We start from the raw sequence: 20,946 nt of genomic DNA on the forward strand, positions 1-20,946 counted from the left end.
TTATAACTCAAATGTGATCAATTGCTTGCACTGCACCGTTAATATAATTTGGCAAACAAAAAGTATGTTTTGGTTTTTCTTTGTCTAAAAGTATTTTGACAGTTGCTATTGCTTGTTTGATATTCTGCACTTTGTAAGCTTTTGTTGCTCTTTTGGCTTGGCGGTCATACAATCTTGGCCAGGCAAATGCGATTAAAGGCACACCCAAGGCAGCACATTCGTAAACTGTATTGTATCCTGCACCCCCAAGCACAATATCAGCAGCAGCTATACATTCAATGCCGGGATGGTGACTTAGCCATAAAGCTTCTGGGCAGTTGGCCGGACAATTGGCTGCTAAAATTCTGACTGCACAGTCTGGGAAATTTTGCTGTAAATCTTGGGTAAGTTGGGCAAAGAATGTTAATTCGGAAGCGTTGCCGGCGGCACAAACCAGAATTAGTTGGATATCTGGCTTAACTTTGAGGATATGCGATCGCACAGTTATTCTATCTGGTAATTCTGCCGCATTGCGAATTAACCAAGGTGCTGTGTGTTGCACATTTGCTAAGTCTGCTAGGGGTATATCTTCGCCTTCCCCAGGGACAATCACTGTATTGTAATTCTCGGCAACAAAGGAGCGTAAATTTTTGGCAGTTACATAATCTGGGTTAATATCTCGATGAATTAAAATTCGCCGTATATGCAGCTGCGGTAAGATATCTGCTAATTCACCACCTAATCCTCTAGGGAAAGTGTCAATAATTAGGCGATCGCATTCAGTCTGCAATATAATTTTTCGTACTTGCTGGCTGGTGGTCAAAAAATCATTGTTCTCAGGAATGCTATATATAATGCAGCCCTCATGATTGATGTGTTTTGCATAAGGACTGTTAGTAATAATTTGCACACTTTTGTGGACTGCAGCAATTCTACCCAACGCCAAAGCCCGATTTAAATGTCCCCAACCACCACCCAAGGCATAAATTAGTCATTTGTTATTGGTCATTTGTGCTTCTCCCCTGCACCTTGCTTTTTAACCTCCACTCACGGGCGGAATTAAGACAACTTCATCGCCATTGTGTAGTAAGGTATCAGGCTCGACAAAAATTAAATTGATGCCAAAACGAGTAATTTCGCGCCATTTAGCCAATTCTGGACGTTCTGCAATCAGGCGATCGCATACTGCTTTTACAGTTGTTCCCTCTGGTAATTCTAATACTAATTCTGGCATTCCAAAGGCTTCTTGATAAGCAGCAAATAACTTAACAGTAATTGTAAGTGCCGATTTAGACATACACAAGCTTGACATTTCCGAAGTATTTTCAACCAAGAATTTCTTAAAATCAAGAAAAATTTAATATTAAAATCAGGTTGACAACACATCATTTATGGTGTTGTCGCAGTCTTATTTGATTTGTAGACCAATTGTTGAAGTAGATAATTGGGAGTGCTGATTTGACTGGTTTTCACTCATATAGCAATGGTGTATGAGTATATTTAGCAAAAATCCTATCACCCATTCATTCAGATACAACACTTTTTCACGTAAAGCAATAATCAAGCTCAATTTAATTTAAAATTGTCTTATTCCCAAGTTGACACATCGCGCAGTGTCTCGGGAATTTCGCCCATTTCTAGAGGGAATTCTAATAAAGTTTCTCGATAACCTAAATACCCAGACTCAGCAAACGACAACAGCATTCGCCTCAGAGCAAACCAAACCTCTGATTCGTATTCCCAATCACTATAACGCGCAGCCCGGCCAGCAATTGAACGTAATGCCCAAAAATAAGAATTTCTCACCACGGAGCCACCTTTTTTAAATTCTGGCAAGTCCTCATGATGGAGAAATAACACTTGATTTTCAATTCTGGCTCTCATGTAATTATCTGGTTGGATGCCTGAATTAGGGAATAGGTGACAAGTTATAGCTGCTGTCTTTACTGTTCCCTATCCCCTCTATACCATATTCAGCATTACAAAGAAGAACTTAACCCCAAACGGAAGGTAAACCCAGGGCTATAGATGCGGTTTGCTCGTTCGTATTGTTCATCAAGTAAATTTTCTAAGTAAACGGTGAGTCCTAAATTGCCTGCGATGGGGATACGACTGCTAAAATCTAGATTGACAAATGATGGGACAAAATCTGTAATTTGGTCGCCTGGGTTGTTAAAAAAGGCGCGGCGTGCGCCACTGTTGTATGTCATATACAAGTTAGCTTGCCAACCGGAATTTTGATAACCAACACCAGCTTGCAGTACAGAATAAGGAATCATCCCCAACTGTAAACCTTTTTCTGTGCCTGTTTTGATTTGGGCATCGGTATAAGTGTAGTTAAGAAAAGTTGACCAAGCCGAATTAATTTTGAGTTGTAAAGCGGCTTCTAAACCATTAGTATCGACTAGGCCAATATTGTTCCATCGTCCTGCTACTATGCCCAGTCGGTTATCGATACTACTGCCAAAATAAGTAAACTGGCCTGTCAAATTTTCTGCTAATTTCACATCAATTCCCGCAGTCCAAGAAGAACCAGTTTCGGGTTCTAAATCAGGGTTAGGTTCCCAACCATGAACTGTATCGTAAACATACAATTGATCTAGTCCAGGATTGCGCTGTCCACCTGCCCAACTACCGCGCATGGCAATTGTGGGGGTGAGGGCATAACGTAAGCCCACACTAGGATTCAGATAATTACCAAATTGTCCATCAAAGCTTTGGCGCAGTCCTAAATCTAGCTGAAAATTCTGAGTCAGATTCCAGCTATTAACAGCAAATAAAGCTGTATTTAATACGCTTCTATTTTCAGTTTCATTGTTGGCAATGCGTGTGGGACTGGTACTTAAGACATCGCCGTTTAAGTCGGTGTTTTTTAAATCTAATCCCCAGCGCAATTTATTATTTTCACTTAATTGCCATTCATGGTCTACTCTGGCGGATAACTGTTGAGTGTCTAAAACACCTGTACGATAAAAGTTACCTGTAGGGCCATAGGTGCTGAAATAGTCTTGATTGTAACCGATAGTAGTGGTTAAATTAGAGCGATCGCCACTACCTAAACGAGTTTTCCAAGATAAACCAACATTTAAACCATCATGGTCTAGTCTGTCTCTTTGTAGCGGAAAACCAAAATAAATTAATCCTCGACGGCTACTGAGGGTTTTAATATCTAAATTTAAAGTATTTTGAGAATCTAAATCTAAAGCGATATTCCCAAAGTAGGTGCTGGTTGCGGTATCTGCATTAAATAAATTGCCCTCAGCGTCACGGTTAGCCGCACCTAATGGCACACGATAACGATTATCGACAAAAAATCTTTCAAAGCTGAAATTATATCTCGCATCCCCTACAGAACCATTAAAACTAAATTGTTGATTATTTAAGTTTAAAGAACCAAATTCTATACTCCCATTGAGTTTAGGTTTACCATAACCCTCTTTGGTAATGATATTCACAACTCCACCAAAAGCAGAGGAGCCATATAAAGTAGAAGCAACACCACTTGATAATTCTACTCGTTCAATTGACTCCACTGGAATACTATTTAAATCTGTTGAACCATGATAAGTATTGATATTATTATTAATTGGTCTACCATTAATCAAAAATACCGATTGATTAATGGAAGCACCCCGATAATATGTACCTGTATGAATATCTGCACCATAACCGACATCGTTAATGGCAAAACCAGGCATTCTTTTTAAAATATCAGCTACGCTGGTCGAACCCTGTTTTTGAATTTCTTCTTTTTCGATGATATAAACTGGTGTCGAGCCAGATAATGTATCTTGTTCTCCTACTACTTCAATTGTGATATCCGCATCTTCATTGACAGTGGGTGTTATCTGTTCTTCTGGCTGATTTTCTTGGTTAACTTCCTCATTAGAGTTGATTTCTTGAGTGAGTAATTTAGCATCTGTAGGGGCTAATTCAATTTCTGCTAAATAAGGAATATTTGAAGTTACTGGATTTAAATTCCCAATTTGCTCTTGAATATCAGATTCACCCGCCAAGCCAGGTAAAGATATCAGTATAGTTGGGAAAGCACCAAGCAACCAACAATGATTTTTCACGTCTTTTCTCACACCAAGTAACAACAATCACCAATCGGTATTGTTGCTGTTACGGCAAAAGGTTGTCAAACGACATACTGTCGTACTTCAATTCATTTAATACTTGAGACTTCAGCTTTTTTGACTAGCCTATATTGACTGCAAGTTGAATTTCTTGTTGCATGAGTTTGAGAATACCCTTGGTTTGCTCATAAGCAACTGTTTGGTTTTGATTTGCAAAATACTTTGAGGCTTGATTTAAATCAGCGATCGCTCTTTGATGATATCCTAGATTATACTCAGCTATAGCGCGATTTAAATACGCTTTAGCATTATTTGGCTCTAGCTGAATGACGTGCGAAAAATTACTAATTGCCTCTCGGTCATTTCCTTGCCAAGCGGACACACAACCTAGGTTAAAGTAAGCCCTAGAATCTTGAGTATGGAAACGAATGGCAAATTGAAAGTTTTGCATAGCTGCGGCAACATTATGCAAGTGAAAATGCGCCAAACCTCTATCGTTGTAGATATCTGCAAATGAGAAATTAGGGATTTGAGCAATTTGCGTTAATGCCAGATTAAAATCAGTAATGGCGGCTGTATAATCGCTCAGGGCGTTATGAGCTACACCCCGATTATAGTAGGCGCGAAAATCATTTGGTTTCAGGGCGATCGCTAAATTATCATCTTCAATAGCACTGAAATAATTACCTTGCCTGTAATAAGCTAATCCGCGATTTAGATAAGCTTCGAGATTATTTGGCACAAAATTTATGGCTTGTGTACAATCGGCGATCGCTTGGTGATAATCTAGTACATAGAGGTAAGCCAGACAACGGTTACTGTAAGCAGCAGCAGTTTTTTCTTTTTGTTGAATTGCTCTATTAAATTGGGCGATCGCTGCTGTATAATTACCTTGCTTTAACTCCAGCACACCTAAATTAAAAGCAGTACCACCTGTAGTTTGAGCCAGCACTTGAGGCGATAATAGTAAAAATTGAGTTGCAAAAATTAAAGCCACTGCAACTATTAAACTGCGTAAAAACAGCCAAAAATTCGTCATAACTACCAGCGACAATTTCGGCAAAAAAATTAGAATTTGCGGGACAACTGTCCCGCATTTTATCAGACTATTTACTACTTTACTTCCAAGCTTTGTCTGCTTGTCCTAATACGTAAGCAGCTACATCTTCAATCTGATTAGCTTTTAATTTAGCTTTAAAAGCTGGCATTGCACCTTTACCATTGGTTACTTGAGCAATAATGGCTTCTGGTGAATTCATACCATATTTTGCTAAAGCATCTTTTTGTAAAGTTTTGGCAGGTTGAACTAAGTTTTTACCACCTGCGTGACAAGCAGCACAATTAGCACTAAATACTTTAGCACCACTAGCTATGTCTGCTGCGAATGCTGGGCTGTTGAAGGCAAATGTAAAAATGGCAATGCCTAACAGTATCACTGAAATAATTTTTTTCATCGAGTGTTTCCTCTCAAACCAAAGCTGATGCGTAGCTTATCCTTGATAATTGTCAGTTGACTAAATTCCCTTCGTCAAAAGACAGGCTGTCAAACTTCGCCCAAATAACTGAAAAAAGCTAAGTTTTCCAAATACTCAAAATTATTTGACAGTCTGTAGCAGATACATCCTTTTTGTCTAAAAATAATGTGATTTAGTTGACATAAAAGGGAACTCTAAATTGAGAAGCAGCATACCCTCAATCTCGAATTTTCTTTGACACAATGAAATATCAAAAGCAAAATATTCCCCACGAACGTTGTCAGAATCACTCCATCCAGGAAACGACAGAACTAAATCAAGTCAATCTCGGATGTGAACTAGATTTGACACAAAACTTAAAACAATTAGAAGATAAGTTGTGCTTGCTCCTCCAAAAAAATCCTTTGCCAATAATTGAGTGGAATACAGCCTTTGAGGTGACACAATGGAACCCGGCGGCTGAAAAGTTATTTGGATACAGCAAAAGTGAAGTTATTGGCCGCAATTTTACAGAATTAATTGTGCCAGTCAGCGAAAGGGACGAGGTTCGCCAAATGATGCAGTTGTTAGTGCAACAACCAGTAACAACTAACAAGATTAATCTCCATAAAAATATTACTAAAAATCAAACATTAATTCTTTGTGAATGGTCGCATAATACTATTTTTGATTTAAATGGCCAAGTTGTTAGTATTATTTCCACAATACAAGATGTCACACAAATTCAATCTTATGAAAATAATCTAGGCAATAGCGAAAAAATTTATCAGCAGATATTAGATGCTATTACTGATATGGTACTAGTTAAAGGTGAAAAATCACGGATTATTTGGGCAAATAAAGCCTTCCGTGATTATTACGGTATGAGTATAGAAGAACTGCAAAATATAATTGATGCACCTTTTAATGAACCAGATAACACGCTTCAGTATATTAAAGATGATGCTTATGTATTTGAAACTGGACAGACTTTAGAAATTCCCCGAGAACAAGTAACGCGATATGATGGAGAAGTCCGTTTATTTCATACAATTAAATCTGCTATTTTTAATGAAAAAAGTCAAGTAATAATGACAGTAGGTGTATCTCGAGATGATAGCGATCGCCTACAAACAGAAAAAGAAAAAGCCAAATTATTAGCAATTCTAGAAGCCTCACCAGACTTTATTAGCACTGCTGATTTAGCTGGACAAGTTCTCTACTTTAATAAAGCTGCTAAAAGAATGTTGGGTTTATCAGCAACAGAATCATTTGCAGGCAGACATTTATCTCAAAATCACCCTAATTGGACAAACGAAATTATCTTAAATCAAGGCATACCTACATCAGTGAGATATGGTAATTGGGTCGGAGAAACGGCTCTTTTAGACGCAGATGGACAAGAAATTCCCCTATCTCAATTAATTATTGCTCATAGGTCTGCTGATGGAGAAGTGGAGTATTTTTCCACAATTGCTCGAGATATTAGCGACCTCAAAGCCGCGGATGCAGCCTTAAGGCAAAAAGCCGAAGATTTAGAACAAACCCTCAAAGAATTACAATTCACCCAAGCGCATCTTATTCAAAGTGAAAAAATGTCATCTGTTGGTCAATTGGTTGCGGGTGTAGCCCACGAAATCAATAATCCGACAAGTTTTATTTACAGTAATATTGAACCTGCCAGTGAATATATCCAAAATTTATTGAAGCTAATTCAGCTTTATCAAGAACATTATCCTCAGCCAGTAAAAGTTATTCAAGACCAGATAGCAGCGATTGACTTAGAATTTTTGAGTGTGGATTTACCTAAGTTACTCTCATCTTTAAAAATGGGTGCAGACCGCATTAAAAAAATCGTTCTTTCCTTACGAAATTTTTCTCGTATGGATGAAGCAGAGTATAAAACTGTAGATATTCACTCTGGTATTGATAGTACTTTAACAATTTTAGAACATCGTTTAAAAGCCCAACATAACCGTCCAGCAATTGTAGTTATTAAAGAATACGGCAACCTACCTTTAGTAGAATGCTATGCAGGGCAATTAAATCAGGTTTTTATGAATATTTTGGTGAATGCTTTAGATGCTTTAGAAGAACGAGATCAACAACGTTCTTTAGAAGAAGCACGCCAAATACCAAGTACCATACGAATTCATACTAGTGTCGCTGATACGCAAAACATTGTCATTCGATTTATTGATAACGGCCCAGGTATCCCTGAGCATATTCTCAAGCGTTTATTTGATCCCTTTTTTACAACTAAACCTGTAGGTGTAGGTACAGGTTTAGGTTTATCAATTAGCTATCAAATTGTGGTAGACAAACATCAGGGAAAACTTACTTGTATCTCCACACCAGAACAGGGGACTGAATTTAAAATTGAGATTCCTATATATCTGGCAAGTAGGGAATAGGGCACAGGGAAATAAACTTTGTGAGTTAACTTTTAGCGGCTAACTTTGTGATTTCTGCTTCTGTCACCCGACAAATTCGCCAATCATCTAAGATGGTGGCTCCCATACTGCGGTAAAATGCTTGCGCTGGCTCGTTCCAATCAAGGACGCTCCACTCTAAGCGTCCGCAATTGCGCTCAACAGCAATTTGGGCTAATTTAATCAAAAGTGCTTTACCAATACCTTGACGGCGATACGCTGGTAAAACAAATAAGTCTTCGAGATAAATTCCTGGCTTGGTGAGAAAGGTGGAATAGTTATGAAAAAACAAAGCAAAGCCCACAGCTTGTCCTTGGGATTCTGCTAAAATTGCTTCGATATATTTTGGCGAACCAAATAAATGCTCTTTGAGTGCCGCAGCATTTCCTGTTACGGCATGAGACAATTTTTCGTATTCAGCTAACTCTTTGATTAATTGAAACAGCACCTCGCTATCAGCTGGTTCTGCAAAACGCAAAGTTAAATTAGTCATTAGTCATTAGTCATTAGTCACTAGTCCATAGTCATTAGTCCATAGTTAATGGACTGTAGTCAATAGGCTTTTGACTTTTGACTTTTGACTTTTAAATTAACCAGCCTTTCAAACGTTTGGCGATGTGGGGACGGCGTAATTTTCGCATGGCTTTGCTTTGAATTTGGCGGACTCGTTCGCGCGATAAGTTGAACATATTGCCCACTTCTTCTAAAGTGCAGGGTTCACTGGTTGTGAGTCCGTAACGCAAAGAAATTACATCTTTTTCCCGTGGGGTTAGCACGTCACCCAAGACTTCCCAAATTTCCTGACGCATCATATTTTCATTCATTTTGGCTTCAGGAGAAAGGTTATCTTCGTCTTCTAACAAGTCCATCAATTCTGTGTCTTCTTCTTTACCGACACGGTGGTTGAGGGAGAGTGCTTGACGACGGAGTTGTTGCAGTTGACGTAATTGTGGAACAGTCATGTCTAAGGAAGCGGCCATTTCGGCTTCCGAAGGGTTACGCGCGAGGGTTTGCTTGAGTTCTCTTTGCGCTTTTTTAAGTTTATTAAGTTTTTCAACTATATGAATGGGTAAGCGAATTGTGCGAGCATCATTAGCGATCGCTCTAGTAATTGCTTGTCTAATCCACCAATAGGCGTATGTAGAAAACTTATAGCCTTTATCGGGATCAAACTTTTCTGTGGCGCGATTTAACCCCATCGCCCCTTCTTGAATTAAATCTAGAAAAGGCACTCCGCGATTCAGATATCGCTTGGCAATTGAGACAACTAATCTCAGGTTGGAGCGAATCATTTTGCGTTTCGCTACTCTACCTTGATATAAGCGGCTTTCTAGCTGCTTTTCTGTCATATCTAACTGAGCTGCAACTTGTTGTTTTGTCGGTTGCTGTCCCAGTTCGGCTTGCAACGCGGCCTGAATTTCTCTAAATTCTTCTAAAAATCGGACTCGTCGCGCTAATTCTACTTCTTCATCGGGTTTTAGCAGCGGATAACGTGCCATCTCTTTAAAAAATGCACCTACGGCATCATCATGCTCAGTTTTGTTATATCCTGAAGGTCGAGCGGCTGCCATTTCGTCCCCATCACGTTCTTCTGTCTCCAGATTTTCTATTATTGGGGCTTCTTCTTCTACCAATATGTCTAAATTATCGAGTAGTTGCTCTTCTGTATCGGCAGCGTTCTCCAGTATTTCCATTGTTCCCAATTCAGCAATATTCATAGTTTCCTTTAGGGATGGTTGCTTTGTTTGGTACATAATTTTTTGACAGCTACTCGTTTGCAGCTTGGTAGTTTCCCCTTAGAAACAAATGCACCCTCTCTATAGCAAAGTACAAGTTTCTACTAATTACTTAGCAAAACCAAAATTCTTTTCTAGCTGTCATTTTTTGGGTTCTTGCTAGATAGAACCTTTTACAAATATTGGTTACTGCACCTAAAAAATTATTGTCTCAGGTTCTAACAGATATATTTCTTATTTTTTGATTAATCCCTAAAATCTGTCAAACTCCTTCAACCATGCTTAACCTTAACAAATATAAAAGAAACCAAGTAATTGTCCCTGATCTTAAAAAAATATATATTTTTATAAAATTTTAAGATTTTGGGGTAGGGATGATTGTCGAGATTCAAATCTTGGTTCTGGGCTTATTTGTATTTCATAAAATTTCCTGAACAACACAATTTCAGTAATTTAATATGCTGAAATAAATTATTTGTATAAAAGCATCTCATATACGCAAAGTCTTGAATATCTATCAATAGGCGGAAAAAGGGCTATACCAGATTTAGTAAATAGACAAACAAATTCATAAATAAATAGGGATATAGAGGAATCTGATTTTATGACTGAACATTGTTATGTAGAGCAGAAACAGCAAAAAGAGCAGGCAAAAATGTGTATAGTGTCGTAACAATCAAAGACAACTTCTGTAGTGAGTTTTATTCGGCTTGGGTGGACTTCAAATATTTATTGCACGTATGGCTTAGTTCGATTTGTCTAGTAGGTTACATAAGAGGAAACTTATCAAGTATCATGAGTTGTAAAAGTATTGCGAAATACAAATTTAATTTGTATAGAGAAAAAAGATAAAAGTCAGAGAACGCAGTGAAGGGAGAATAAATTCCTGTCGCTAAAAATCAAAAAATATGTATATTAATGACTTAAATTTACAAAATTTATTAGTGGCGGAGCCTGGAGAAACTTATCAATCCCAAAATAGGGGAAATCGCTATGTAGAAGTGTTGGTAGACTGTCCAGGCGCGACAGGATTATTTACCTACCGATTACCAGCGCAGTTAGAAGTCAAACCAGGGGATATTTTAACTGTGCCATTTGGCGCGCAACAATTAGGAGCGATCGCCATTCGCTTATTAACAACACCAAATATTGATTTAGCTGCCGATAAAATTCGAGAAGTTGAAGATGTGGTGAGCGTGGGGTTCTTTCCTAGTAGTTATTGGGAACTATTAAATCGAATTGCCACATATTACTATACGCCGCTAATTGCAGTGATTAGAGTCGCTTTACCACCAGGATTATTAGGCAAATCGCAACGTCGCATCAGGTTAACTCGCCGCTATCAAGACCACAGCAAGACCCAATTATCTACATTAAATTTATTAAGTCCTGCGGCACAGCAAATTCTTCAAATGTTGCAAAATCAAGCATTGGGAGATTACAGTTTTGCTTACCTGCAACAGAAAGTGAAATTTGTCTATCGAGGAATGCGGGAATTATTGCGTTTAGGTTTGGTGGAAAGTTATTTAGAGCCACCACGACTGACACGCCCGAAACTGCAAAAAGCAGTGACCTTAATTAATAGTAGCGATCGCGATTTAACTTTGCGTCAAAGAGAAATTGTCGAAGTTCTGCGCCGACACGGTGGGGAATTGTGGCACAGCGAACTACTGCAAATTTGTAGTGCTAGTACTTCCATCCTCAAAACCTTGGCACAAAAAGGTTACATAGTGATTGAAGAACGAGAAATTTTACGTTCTGAACAAAGCCCAACCATAAACCAAGACCAAGCCAAAACTTTAAATCCTGCCCAAGCTCACGCCTTAAAAACTATCAATAGCATTCATGGATTTGCTCAAGTCTTATTGCATGGTGTCACAGGTTCCGGCAAAACCGAAGTATATTTACAAGCGATCGCCCCACTACTCAATCAAGGTAAATCAGCCTTAGTTTTAGTCCCCGAAATTGGACTGACACCCCAACTCACCGATAGATTTCGCGCCCGTTTTGGTAACAGAGTCGCCGTTTATCACAGCGCCCTTTCCGAAGGAGAACGTTACGACACCTGGCGACAAATGCTCACAGGCGAACCTCAAGTTGTCATCGGGACGCGCAGTGCCATTTTCGCCCCCTTGCCCAACTTAGGTTTGATTATTTTAGACGAAGAACACGACAGCAGTTTCAAGCAAGATTCGCCCATCCCCACCTACCACGCCCGCACCGTCGCCCAGTGGCGCGCCGAGTTAGAAAATTGTCCTCTGGTGTTAGGTTCAGCGACTCCTTCGTTGGAGAGTTGGGTGAGTTTGAGAGAGCAGGGGGGCAGCCCTTCGACTTCGCTCAGGGCGAGGGGGCAGGAGGTAGAAGAAAGTTCTTCCCTTACACCCCTACACCCTCACACCCTCACACCCTCACACCCCACTCACTACCTTTCCCTACCAGAAAGAATCAACTCCCGCCCTTTACCGCCAGTGGAAGTGGTAGATATGCGACAAGAATTGCAGGAGGGAAATCGGTCAATATTTAGTCGTAGCTTGCAAGCGGCTTTAGGACAATTACAAGCAAAAGGGCAACAGGGAATTTTATTTATTCACCGCCGGGGACATAGTACCTTTGTGTCTTGTCGCAGTTGTGGCTATGTATTGGAGTGTCCGAATTGTGATGTGTCGCTAGCCTATCACCATACAGAAGAAGGTGCGCCGCAATTATTACGCTGTCATTACTGTAATTATGGGCGATCGCATCCCCAATTCTGCCCTGATTGCAGTTCGCCTTACTTAAAATTCTTTGGTAGCGGTACGCAACGCGTCACCCAAGAATTAGCCAAACAGTTTCCCCAATTGCGCTGCATCCGCTTTGATAGCGATACCACCCGCAACAAAGGCGCGCACCGCACTCTACTAACTCGGTTTGCTAACGGCGAAGCACATTTATTAGTCGGGACGCAAATGCTCACCAAAGGTTTAGACTTACCCCAAGTCACACTAGTGGGTGTTGTCTCTGCTGATGGACTGCTGCATTTATCAGACTACCGCGCTAGCGAACGGGCATTTCAAACTTTAACCCAAGTTGCCGGACGCGCTGGCAGAGGCGATGATGCTGGCAGAGTAATTGTCCAAACTTATACCCCAGAACATCCTGTAATTGAAGCAGTCCGTACCCACGATTATCAATCTTTTTGCCAAACGGAATTAGAACAACGCCAAGCCCTTGATTATCCTCCCTACGGCAGATTGATTTTATTGCGCCTGAGTAGTCTTGACCCCATCCAAGTACAAAATACAGCCCAAATCATCGCTACTCATTTAAGTAGCAATGAAGGATGGGAAATCCTCGGCCCTGCGCCAGCAGGGGTGATGCGGGTAGCGAACCGTTACCGTTGGCAAATTTTATTGAAATTTCATCCTGAAGACTTACCTCAATTACCCCATTGGGAGGATATTAGAGCGTTATGTTGTGATAACGTTAGCTTGACGATAGATGTCGATCCTGTGAATATATTATGAAATTGCGGTTGTGGTGAGTTGAATTATGGTTAAAAAAGTAGCGATCGTTGGTGCTGGCCCTAGCGGAGTTCTACTAGCTCACTACTTATTACGCCGTCAAGAAAATTATCAAATCGATATTTTTGATTTTCGTAGCGATCCCCGCACAGTGGCATTTTCTAAGTCTCGAACTTTTCCTATTGTACTGTCTCACAGAGGCATGAAGGCTTTGAGACAAATTGAGGGAATGGAGGAAGCTGTTAAAAGCATCAGCTTAGAAATGACTGGCAGTGTGATACACCAAAATAATGGTAAAACGCGAATATTGAACAGAAAATATACTCAGTGGAGCGTCAACCGTACCAGCTTGGTAATTACTTTATTAGAACAGTTGAGCAAAAAAAGCGATCGCCAGCAACTCAATCTTCACTTCAACCATCAATGTACGCAGGTAGATTTAGCCGCCAAGCAAGTAAAATTCCAAAAATTAGATGCAGATGCGGAAATTACTGTTGATTATGACTTATTAATTGGTGCTGATGGCGCACGTTCAGTGGTGAGAGCAAGTTTGAGCAAAACAGATAACTTTCAGTGCGCAGAAAATTATTTCATCAATGATTATAAATCTATTTTTATTCCACCTGTAGAGCCAAAATTAGAACTCAACTGGCCAAAAGATAAAGTCCACGCTTGGCGGCTAGATGACGGAACAAATATTTTATTGGTATATCAAACTGATAACAGTATTAATGGTGTTGTCATTTTCCCTCATCACAATCAAATTATTCCCCAGCTAGCGACACAGCCAGCAGTATCAAACTACTTTCAGCAATATTTTCCCGAAATTGCTCAGATACTACCACCATCAGCAGCCGAAGATTTTGCCAATCGTGCTGTATCTAGAGTATTAACAGTTTGCTGTAATCGCTATCATCAAGGCAATAGCGTTCTCTTAATTGGAGATGCGGCTCATGCTGTATCCCCTGCCCTTGGTCAAGGTTGTAATTCAGCGTTAGAAGATGTAACTATTTTTAATCAAATTTTGGATGATTATGATGATAATTTAGCCGTCGCTGTCGAACAATTTACTCGGCAACGCCAAGCTGATGGAATGGCTGTATTAGAATTAAGCAATTATGGCTTACCTTCCTCGAAAAAGCTATTTTTTGAGTTTTTATTAAGAAATATTTTGAGTCAATATTTGCATCCCATCTTACCTAAAGTTTTCTTACCTTCTTTATTTGAAATACTTGCTGAAGGTAAACATTCTTATTCAGAAATTTTAAATTTATATCAAAATTGGATAGCTAAAGTTAAGAAATCCGATCAAAAAGTTTTATCACAATAAATTAAACTGACAATTCGTCATTAGTAAGTGTTCTAAATTGCAAATATAAAAGTGTCAATTTATACTTTTTGTTGCGAGATGTATATTAAACAACTAATAAATTAGTGCAATTACATAAATAACTTCCATCTACCAATTATATAAGTAACTAACATTAAAATTTAAATACTCTTGACAGAAACTTTAAAAAGTAACTAAAAAATTGTAGTGAATGTACAGAGTATATCTAGATAGATGTATTGAGACTCACTCAATTATTGCCAAATATCTCACTCTATATATCTAAAATAATTAGCTTTCGAGTATAAGTTAAATTGAGCGCGAAATAAATGGGACAAGGTTTTTTACAAATCTGCTTGACGCTGTGTCTTGTCATAGCGATCGCTCCAATCTTCGGAAGATACATAGCGCGTGTGTTCATGGGAGCGAGAACGCTGCTCGATCCCCTGATGAACCCGATAGAACGTAGCATTTACTTACTAGCGGGTGTGAATCGAAAAGACGATATGACAGGCTGGCAGTATATCCGGGCGATACTGTACAGCAATCTGGTCATGGGTATTTTAGTTTATGGGCTGATATATTACCAAAGATTACTGCCCTGGAATCCCAACGGCTTTGCTGCACCGCGTTGGGATATCTTACTACACACTGTGATTTCTTTCGTGACTAACACCGACCAGCAGCACTACACCCCAGAGACAACCCTGAGTTACTTTAGCCAAGCAGCAGCTTTAGGGTTTTTGATGTTTACCTCGGCAGGTACGGGGTTAGCGGTGGGGATCGCGTTTATTCGTGGGTTGACGAGCAAAAAACTAGGCAACTTCTACGTTGACCTCACCCGTGCAATTACGAGGATATTACTACCAATTTCGGTGCTTGGGGCGACCGCTCTCGTTTTATTAGGTGTACCGCAAACCCTAGCTCAAACCTTGGTAGTAGAAACCTTAGAAGGAAGCACACAATACCTGGCCAGAGGCCCGGTAGCTTCCTTTGAGATGATCAAAATGCTGGGTGAGAACGGTGGTGGCTTCTTTGCGGCCAACTCTGCCCATCCCTTTGAAAATCCTAATGGCGCGACTAACTTAATCGAACTCATCGCCATGATTTCTATTCCCTCAGCGATGATATTTACCTATGGGATGTTTGCCAAAAATATCAAACAAGCGTGGCTGTTGTTTTGGATGGTGTTTACCGCTTTTGTGATTTTGGTGTGGGTAGCAGTTAGTGGCGAAGTAGAAGGTAACACATTAATCAATGGCACTGTTGGATTACAAGGGGCAAATTTAGAAGGGAAAGAAATTAGATTTGGGGCAATAGAAACAGCATTGTGGGCTGTCACAACCACTGCCACAATGACTGGTGCAGTTAATGGAATGCTCGATTCCATGATGCCCCAAGGATTATTTGCGGCATTATTTAACTTATTTGTGCAGATTATTTGGGGAGGTCAGGGAACAGGCACAGCTTACCTATTTGTTTATCTAATTTTGACAGTCTTCTTAACTGGGCTAATGGTGGGGCGTACCCCAGAATTTTTAGGACGAAAAATCGAAAAGCGAGAAATCGTGATGGCGAGTGTCGTGCTGTTGGTTCATCCCATTGTGATTTTAATTCCCAGTGCGATCGCCTTAGCTTATCCCTTCTCCCTCTCAGGAATTACTAATCCAGGCTTCCACGGCATTTCCCAAGTCGTGTATGAGTATGCCTCAGCAGGTGCAAATAACGGCTCCGGCTTAGAAAAACTCACCGATAATACCCTGTGGTGGAATTTAAGCACTGGTTTGAGTATGTTGGCAGGACGCTACATCCCGATAATGGCCATTTTGTTATTGGCTAATAGTATGTCTCGCAAACCCATCACACCAGAAACCCCCGGCACTCTCAAAACCGATTCACTACTATTTACTACAGTCACTGCTGGCATAGTGCTAATTTTGGGCGTATTAACATTTTTCCCCGTTTTAGCCCTAGGCCCCATCGCCGAAGGATTTAAACTAGCATCGGGCAGTTAATAGAGTGCTGAGTTGAAAGTGCTGAGTGCTGAGTAGAAGAATTTTCTTCTACCTCCTGCCTCCTCGCCCTGAGCGAAGTCGAAGGGCTGCCTCCTGCCCCCTGCCCCCCTTGCACCACTTAAATATATGACTCCAGTGGCACCTACCCCAAAATCAAAAACACCGAAAGCGCGTCCGAGCGATCGCCGTCAGGCACGGAAAAAAGCCAAAATCAAGACTAAGGGAATTTATCTGCGAGCTGTGATGGATGCTTTTATCAAGCTAAATCCGATAACAGCCATCAAAAATCCAGTCATGTTTTTGGTGTGGATTGGCACTTTTGTGACCCTTGCTGTGACGATTGAGCCGAATTTATTCGGCCCTACTCAACAGAAAAATCCCCAATTATTCAACGGTATACTCACAGGGATTTTGTTTTTTACTGTTTGGTTTGCTAACTTTGCCGAAGCCGTAGCCGAAGGACGCGGTAAAGCGCAAGCCGATGCTTTGCGGGCAACTAAATCAGAAACAAACGCCAAAAAACTCGCCCCCGATGGCTCGATTAGCGAAGTTCCTTCTAGCAGTCTCAAACAAGGCGACAACATATATATAGTTGCAGGCGATATCATCCCCACAGATGGGGAAGTAATTATGGGTGTCGCTTCGGTGGATGAATCAGCAATTACTGGAGAATCTGCACCAGTTCTGAAAGAATCAGGTTCAGACGTAGCGAGTTCCGTCACTGGTGGAACCCGCATCATCTCTGACGAGTTAATCATTCGCGTCACAGCTGAACCCGGTCAAGGCTTTATTGATCGGATGATTGCTTTAGTTGAAGGTGCAGAACGCAGCAAAACACCAAACGAAATTGCCCTCACAGTTTTACTCGCAGTCTTAAGTTTAGTATTTCTGTTTGTTGTGGCGACGTTACCAGCATTTGCTTACTACGTTCAAACTCCGATTAGCATTCCTATTTTGATTGCCTTATTAGTGGCATTGATCCCAACCACAATTGGTGGCTTACTCAGTGCGATTGGGATTGCCGGGATGGATCGAGTCGCCCAATATAATGTGATTGCCACTTCTGGACGTGCGGTGGAAGCTTGTGGTGATGTCAACACCCTAGTGCTAGATAAGACAGGTACAATAACTTTGGGCAACCGCCTCGCAGAAGAGTTTATCCCGATTAATGGTCACTCTATGCCAGAAGTTGCTTATATTGCCCTGCTGGCTAGTGTATTTGATGATACACCAGAAGGTAAATCGATTGTGCGATTAGCACAACAACTCGGTGCTAGGCTTGATTTTGACTACAACCAAGCCGAAGCTGTAGAGTTTTCTGCCAGAACTCGGATGAGTGGCACGAATTTACCAAATGGGAGAGAAGTCCGTAAAGGCGCAGTCGGAGCCATTAAAGGATTTGTCCGTTCTCGTAACGGTGGAGACAGTCGGGAACTAGATTTAGCTTACGAGCGAGTATCTCAACAGGGCGGTACACCTCTAGCACTTTGTCTCGATAACGAAATCTATGGCGTAATTTATCTCAAAGATATTGTCAAACCAGGTATTCGGGAGCGATTTGAACAACTGCGGCGGATGGGAGTCCATACCGTTATGCTGACGGGAGACAACCAGATTACAGCATCTGTAATTGCTCAAGAAGCTGGGGTGGACGACTTCATCGCCGAAGCGACACCAGAGGACAAAATCAACGTCATTCAAAAAGAACAAGCCGAAGGTAAATTAGTCGCTATGACAGGCGACGGTACTAATGATGCACCAGCCTTGGCACAAGCTAATGTTGGTGTCGCTATGAATACAGGGACGCAAGCAGCAAAAGAAGCCGCCAACATGGTTGATTTAGATTCCGATCCCACCAAGCTTATTGATATTGTCAGTATTGGTAAGCAATTATTAATTACGCGCGGAGCATTAACAACTTTTTCGATCGCTAATGATATTGCCAAGTATTTTGCCATTATTCCCGTAATTTTTGCGGCCGCTAATCTGCAAAGTCTCAATATTATGAATTTGACTAGCACTAATTCGGCTGTACTGTCGGCGTTGATTTACAATGCTCTGATTATTCCAGCTTTAATTCCCCTCGCTTTAAAAGGCGTGAAATTTAGACCATTGACAGCTAATCAACTGCTACAACGCAATATTTTGATTTATGGCTTGGGTGGGGTGATTGCACCATTTATCGCCATTAAATTGATAGATATGCTGATTACGGCAGTTGGGCTGGCATAATCAGGCAAAAGAATAAAAATTTTAATTTTTACCCTACGGTTAGGGTGAATAAAACTAGAAATATGAATAAACAGATGAATGTCAAAGATAAGTATGTGCCGATGGATTTGGTGCAAGCGATCGCCTATATTTGGTCACAATGGCGAAAGCAGAAATTACCGCTCGTAATTTTTACTGTTATGTGTCTCAATTTAGCCCTGACTCAAGTTGTTTATGCAGTTGATAACATTCAGCCAATTCGATTTACTTGGGCTTATGGCGTTTTAGGCGCAGTAGTTATAGGTATGATTTTTTACTTATTTGTTGTGATTTTTCAGCCAGAACGCTTCTAAAGAATTTAGTAGTTATCATGAACTATCTAAATCAGTAAAATAAGTTTTTACTCAGCACTCCCTACTTTTTAATGTTTATGGTGATTATTCGAGAAACTTTCAGAGCAATTCGGATGACTCTGATCCTGTGGTTAATCACAGCACTTATTTATCCTTTAGCCATCTTAGTAATTGGTCAAGGTTTATTTCCTTTTCCAGCCAATGGTAGTGTCATGTTAAATATAGATGATAAACCGATTGGCTCTGCTTTGATTGGGCAAATATTCACAGCTGACCGCTATTTTCAAGGTCGTCCAAGTACAGTCAGATATAGCCAAGGTAGAAAAGCTAAACCTACAGGAATATCTGGTGCTAGTAATCTGGCTCCGAGTAATCCAGAGTTACTTAACCGCGTTATTGAACAGGTGAATCAATCTCAAGAACAAAGTAGTCAACTGAGTGAAGATTTAATTTATACTTCTGGTTCAGGTTTAGATCCACATATTTCTTTAAAAGCCGCAAGACAGCAATTATCCAGGGTCGCCAATGCGCGCGGTATTAATGAAGATGACATTATACCTTTACTTAACAAGTATACTGACGGTAGATTTTTATGGATTTTTGGCGAGCCAGGAGTCAATATTTTGCGGTTAAATTATGCCCTTGACTTACAAGATATTAATCGTAAGCTCAATAAATAAAATGAAGCAAAAAGTAGATTTTTCACGTAACTATTCTGAGTAATAAACATCTGACAAATGGGTTGAGAATCCTACTTTTGCTTATGAGTTAGGCACTCACCCACCCCAAATTAATTTACAGAATTTTCTATCTATATCTAGGCGTAACTTTCGATTATTACTAGCTTTCAAAAAATCTTTTATGGACTCTTATCTCCTGTGACAAAATCACCTCTTACCCAACCTCTAACAGTAATATAAGATGTTGGATCATCTTTGCTTATACTGGTGACATCAACTTTGAGCCAGCAATAGTTATCTCTAACAACTTGCTGATAAATAATTACAGGATTTCCAGAAGATGCCACATGAACAACGGCAGATTCGGTACTGGGATTTTCTCGGATTCTGATTGAAGCCGGAGAGTTGCTCGAATGAATTTCTGGGTCATATATTATGTAAAATTCCAGTGGCCCTTTTTTAAGCTCTCGATTATCAACACAGCCTTGATGATTAACTTGAGTAGCTGATGCAGTAGTTTGTCTAGTTTGAGATTCAGCAGTTTTAGTCCCAAACTTGAAGCTAGTTAATATATCATTAAATATATGATTGATAACTGGGCTATTGTCTTCATTTAACGTATCGATCGCAATGCCTAACTGTTTATCAGATGACAAAAATACGGCTGTAATCAAGCCCTTTCTGCTAGCTTCGTAAATAAATGCAGGTTGGCCAGCTATTTTGGTTTTTTTGAGCAAGCGCGCAAAATTGTCGGAAATCAACCCAGATTTGGTAAACTCAGGAATAGTTTGATACTTACCATTTGTCGGAACAATTGATATTCCCGCAGTCGAATCAATATCTCCACCAATGGAATTGTGGTTTAGACATTCTAAATATTCATATTCAGCAGGACTAAAAACCTCAATATATTGACCCTGATTTTGCTTGGTAGTATTGGTAGTGCGATAGTTTCTGGGAATTTTGAAAACTACACCGAACTTATCGAGCTTAATTTCGCGGAGTGTGGAGGATGGCGGAATCTGTTTAGTGATGTCTTCACAAGAACTTTGAGCGACAACAGGAGCAATCATCTGGTAACGCCCATCGTAGGCGATCGCAAAAACTGGCAAGATAGTAACACTCGTAAATAACAAAATTAATTTCTGCAGGTACTTTACTTGTTGCATTCATTTCC

At 40.2% G+C, this 20,946-nt stretch carries 16 protein-coding genes; 7 read left to right on the forward strand and 9 right to left on the reverse strand.

All coding sequences use genetic code 11. The annotated features are described in order from the left end of the window. Positions 1-7: 7 nt before the first annotated feature. The 6 genes from H6G69_RS08600 to petJ all read right to left on the reverse strand — a co-directional run bounded on the left by H6G69_RS08600 (position 8) and on the right by petJ (position 5,512). Positions 8-958, reverse strand: coding sequence for a glycosyltransferase (locus H6G69_RS08600; protein ID WP_242072010.1), 951 nt, complete (start codon positions 956-958; stop codon positions 8-10). Between the two features lie 57 nt (positions 959-1,015). Further along, positions 1,016-1,276 carry a MoaD/ThiS family protein gene (locus H6G69_RS08605; protein ID WP_190684586.1) on the reverse strand — a complete coding sequence of 87 codons (261 nt, stop codon included), beginning with the start codon at positions 1,274-1,276 and terminating at the stop codon, positions 1,016-1,018. Between the two features lie 290 nt (positions 1,277-1,566). After that, positions 1,567-1,863: a hypothetical protein gene (locus H6G69_RS08610; RefSeq protein ID WP_190684589.1), complete on the reverse strand. Its 297-nt coding sequence runs from the start codon at positions 1,861-1,863 to the stop codon at positions 1,567-1,569. 95 nt (positions 1,864-1,958) lie between these two features. Then, positions 1,959-4,055: a TonB-dependent receptor domain-containing protein gene (locus H6G69_RS08615; RefSeq protein WP_190684591.1), complete on the reverse strand. Its 2,097-nt coding sequence runs from the start codon at positions 4,053-4,055 to the stop codon at positions 1,959-1,961. Between the two features lie 124 nt (positions 4,056-4,179). Next, positions 4,180-5,097 carry a tetratricopeptide repeat protein gene (locus H6G69_RS08620; protein ID WP_190684593.1) on the reverse strand — a complete coding sequence of 306 codons (918 nt, stop codon included), beginning with the start codon at positions 5,095-5,097 and terminating at the stop codon, positions 4,180-4,182. 79 nt (positions 5,098-5,176) lie between these two features. Beyond that, a complete protein-coding gene (petJ, locus tag H6G69_RS08625; protein WP_190684596.1) occupies positions 5,177-5,512 on the reverse strand; it encodes a cytochrome c6 PetJ in 336 nt (111 codons plus the stop codon). Positions 5,513-5,775: 263 nt separating this feature from the next. Between petJ and H6G69_RS08630 the strand changes: the two genes are divergently transcribed. Beyond that, the gene (locus H6G69_RS08630) at positions 5,776-7,926 is read left to right on the forward strand and encodes a PAS domain S-box protein (protein WP_190684600.1); all 2,151 of its coding nucleotides are present in this window, start codon (positions 5,776-5,778) and stop codon (positions 7,924-7,926) included. Positions 7,927-7,951: 25 nt separating this feature from the next. On the opposite strand, the gene H6G69_RS08635 is transcribed toward H6G69_RS08630, so the two are convergent. Both H6G69_RS08635 and H6G69_RS08640 read right to left on the reverse strand, forming a co-directional pair. Further along, complete coding sequence (locus H6G69_RS08635; RefSeq protein WP_190684603.1) at positions 7,952-8,437, reverse strand: GNAT family N-acetyltransferase; 486 nt, start codon at positions 8,435-8,437, stop codon at positions 7,952-7,954. A 91-nt stretch (positions 8,438-8,528) separates the two neighbouring features. After that, positions 8,529-9,698: an RpoD/SigA family RNA polymerase sigma factor gene (locus H6G69_RS08640; protein ID WP_190684606.1), complete on the reverse strand. Its 1,170-nt coding sequence runs from the start codon at positions 9,696-9,698 to the stop codon at positions 8,529-8,531. An 890-nt stretch (positions 9,699-10,588) separates the two neighbouring features. On the opposite strand from H6G69_RS08640, the gene priA reads away from it, so the two are divergent. The 6 genes from priA (at position 10,589) to kdpC (ending at position 19,769) form a co-directional block, all read left to right on the forward strand. Further along, the gene (priA, locus tag H6G69_RS08645; RefSeq protein WP_190684609.1) at positions 10,589-13,183 is read left to right on the forward strand and encodes a primosomal protein N'; all 2,595 of its coding nucleotides are present in this window, start codon (positions 10,589-10,591) and stop codon (positions 13,181-13,183) included. Positions 13,184-13,208: 25 nt separating this feature from the next. Continuing rightward, entirely contained in the window at positions 13,209-14,510 is a 1,302-nt protein-coding gene (locus H6G69_RS08650; RefSeq protein ID WP_190684612.1) for an NAD(P)/FAD-dependent oxidoreductase, read from the forward strand. 329 nt (positions 14,511-14,839) lie between these two features. Further along, entirely contained in the window at positions 14,840-16,525 is a 1,686-nt protein-coding gene (gene kdpA / locus H6G69_RS08655) for a potassium-transporting ATPase subunit KdpA (RefSeq protein WP_190684614.1), read from the forward strand. A gap of 126 nt (positions 16,526-16,651) precedes the next feature. Next, the gene (gene kdpB / locus H6G69_RS08660; protein WP_190684616.1) at positions 16,652-18,757 is read left to right on the forward strand and encodes a potassium-transporting ATPase subunit KdpB; all 2,106 of its coding nucleotides are present in this window, start codon (positions 16,652-16,654) and stop codon (positions 18,755-18,757) included. Between the two features lie 62 nt (positions 18,758-18,819). Continuing rightward, positions 18,820-19,089 (forward strand): potassium-transporting ATPase subunit F, encoded by a 270-nt coding sequence (locus H6G69_RS08665; protein WP_190684619.1) that lies wholly within the window; start codon positions 18,820-18,822, stop codon positions 19,087-19,089. A 77-nt stretch (positions 19,090-19,166) separates the two neighbouring features. Beyond that, a complete protein-coding gene (gene kdpC, locus H6G69_RS08670) occupies positions 19,167-19,769 on the forward strand; it encodes a K(+)-transporting ATPase subunit C (RefSeq protein WP_190684622.1) in 603 nt (200 codons plus the stop codon). 179 nt (positions 19,770-19,948) lie between these two features. Here kdpC and H6G69_RS08675 read toward each other — a convergent pair whose 3' ends face one another. Continuing rightward, positions 19,949-20,938 carry an SH3 domain-containing protein gene (locus tag H6G69_RS08675; protein WP_190684625.1) on the reverse strand — a complete coding sequence of 330 codons (990 nt, stop codon included), beginning with the start codon at positions 20,936-20,938 and terminating at the stop codon, positions 19,949-19,951. Positions 20,939-20,946: the final 8 nt, after the last annotated feature.

It is taken from the genome of Nostoc sp. FACHB-110, from assembly GCF_014697425.1.
Taxonomy (GTDB): domain Bacteria; phylum Cyanobacteriota; class Cyanobacteriia; order Cyanobacteriales; family Nostocaceae; genus Nostoc_B.

Bases quoted from the DNA above. Each gene is read 5' to 3' on its own strand.
- kdpA (WP_190684614.1), top strand. From the start codon at position 14,840: ATGGGACAAGGTTTTTTACAAATCTGCTTGACGCTGTGTCTTGTCATA.
- H6G69_RS08630 (WP_190684600.1), top strand. From the start codon at position 5,776: ATGAAATATCAAAAGCAAAATATTCCCCACGAACGTTGTCAGAATCAC.
- priA (WP_190684609.1), top strand. From the start codon at position 10,589: ATGTATATTAATGACTTAAATTTACAAAATTTATTAGTGGCGGAGCCT.
- kdpB (WP_190684616.1), top strand. From the start codon at position 16,652: ATGACTCCAGTGGCACCTACCCCAAAATCAAAAACACCGAAAGCGCGT.
- H6G69_RS08620 (WP_190684593.1), bottom strand. From the start codon at position 5,097: ATGACGAATTTTTGGCTGTTTTTACGCAGTTTAATAGTTGCAGTGGCT.
- petJ (WP_190684596.1), bottom strand. From the start codon at position 5,512: ATGAAAAAAATTATTTCAGTGATACTGTTAGGCATTGCCATTTTTACA.
- H6G69_RS08610 (WP_190684589.1), bottom strand. From the start codon at position 1,863: ATGAGAGCCAGAATTGAAAATCAAGTGTTATTTCTCCATCATGAGGAC.
- H6G69_RS08665 (WP_190684619.1), top strand. From the start codon at position 18,820: ATGAATAAACAGATGAATGTCAAAGATAAGTATGTGCCGATGGATTTG.
- H6G69_RS08640 (WP_190684606.1), bottom strand. From the start codon at position 9,698: ATGTACCAAACAAAGCAACCATCCCTAAAGGAAACTATGAATATTGCT.
- H6G69_RS08675 (WP_190684625.1), bottom strand. From the start codon at position 20,938: ATGCAACAAGTAAAGTACCTGCAGAAATTAATTTTGTTATTTACGAGT.
- H6G69_RS08635 (WP_190684603.1), bottom strand. From the start codon at position 8,437: ATGACTAATTTAACTTTGCGTTTTGCAGAACCAGCTGATAGCGAGGTG.
- kdpC (WP_190684622.1), top strand. From the start codon at position 19,167: ATGGTGATTATTCGAGAAACTTTCAGAGCAATTCGGATGACTCTGATC.
- H6G69_RS08650 (WP_190684612.1), top strand. From the start codon at position 13,209: ATGGTTAAAAAAGTAGCGATCGTTGGTGCTGGCCCTAGCGGAGTTCTA.
- H6G69_RS08605 (WP_190684586.1), bottom strand. From the start codon at position 1,276: ATGTCTAAATCGGCACTTACAATTACTGTTAAGTTATTTGCTGCTTAT.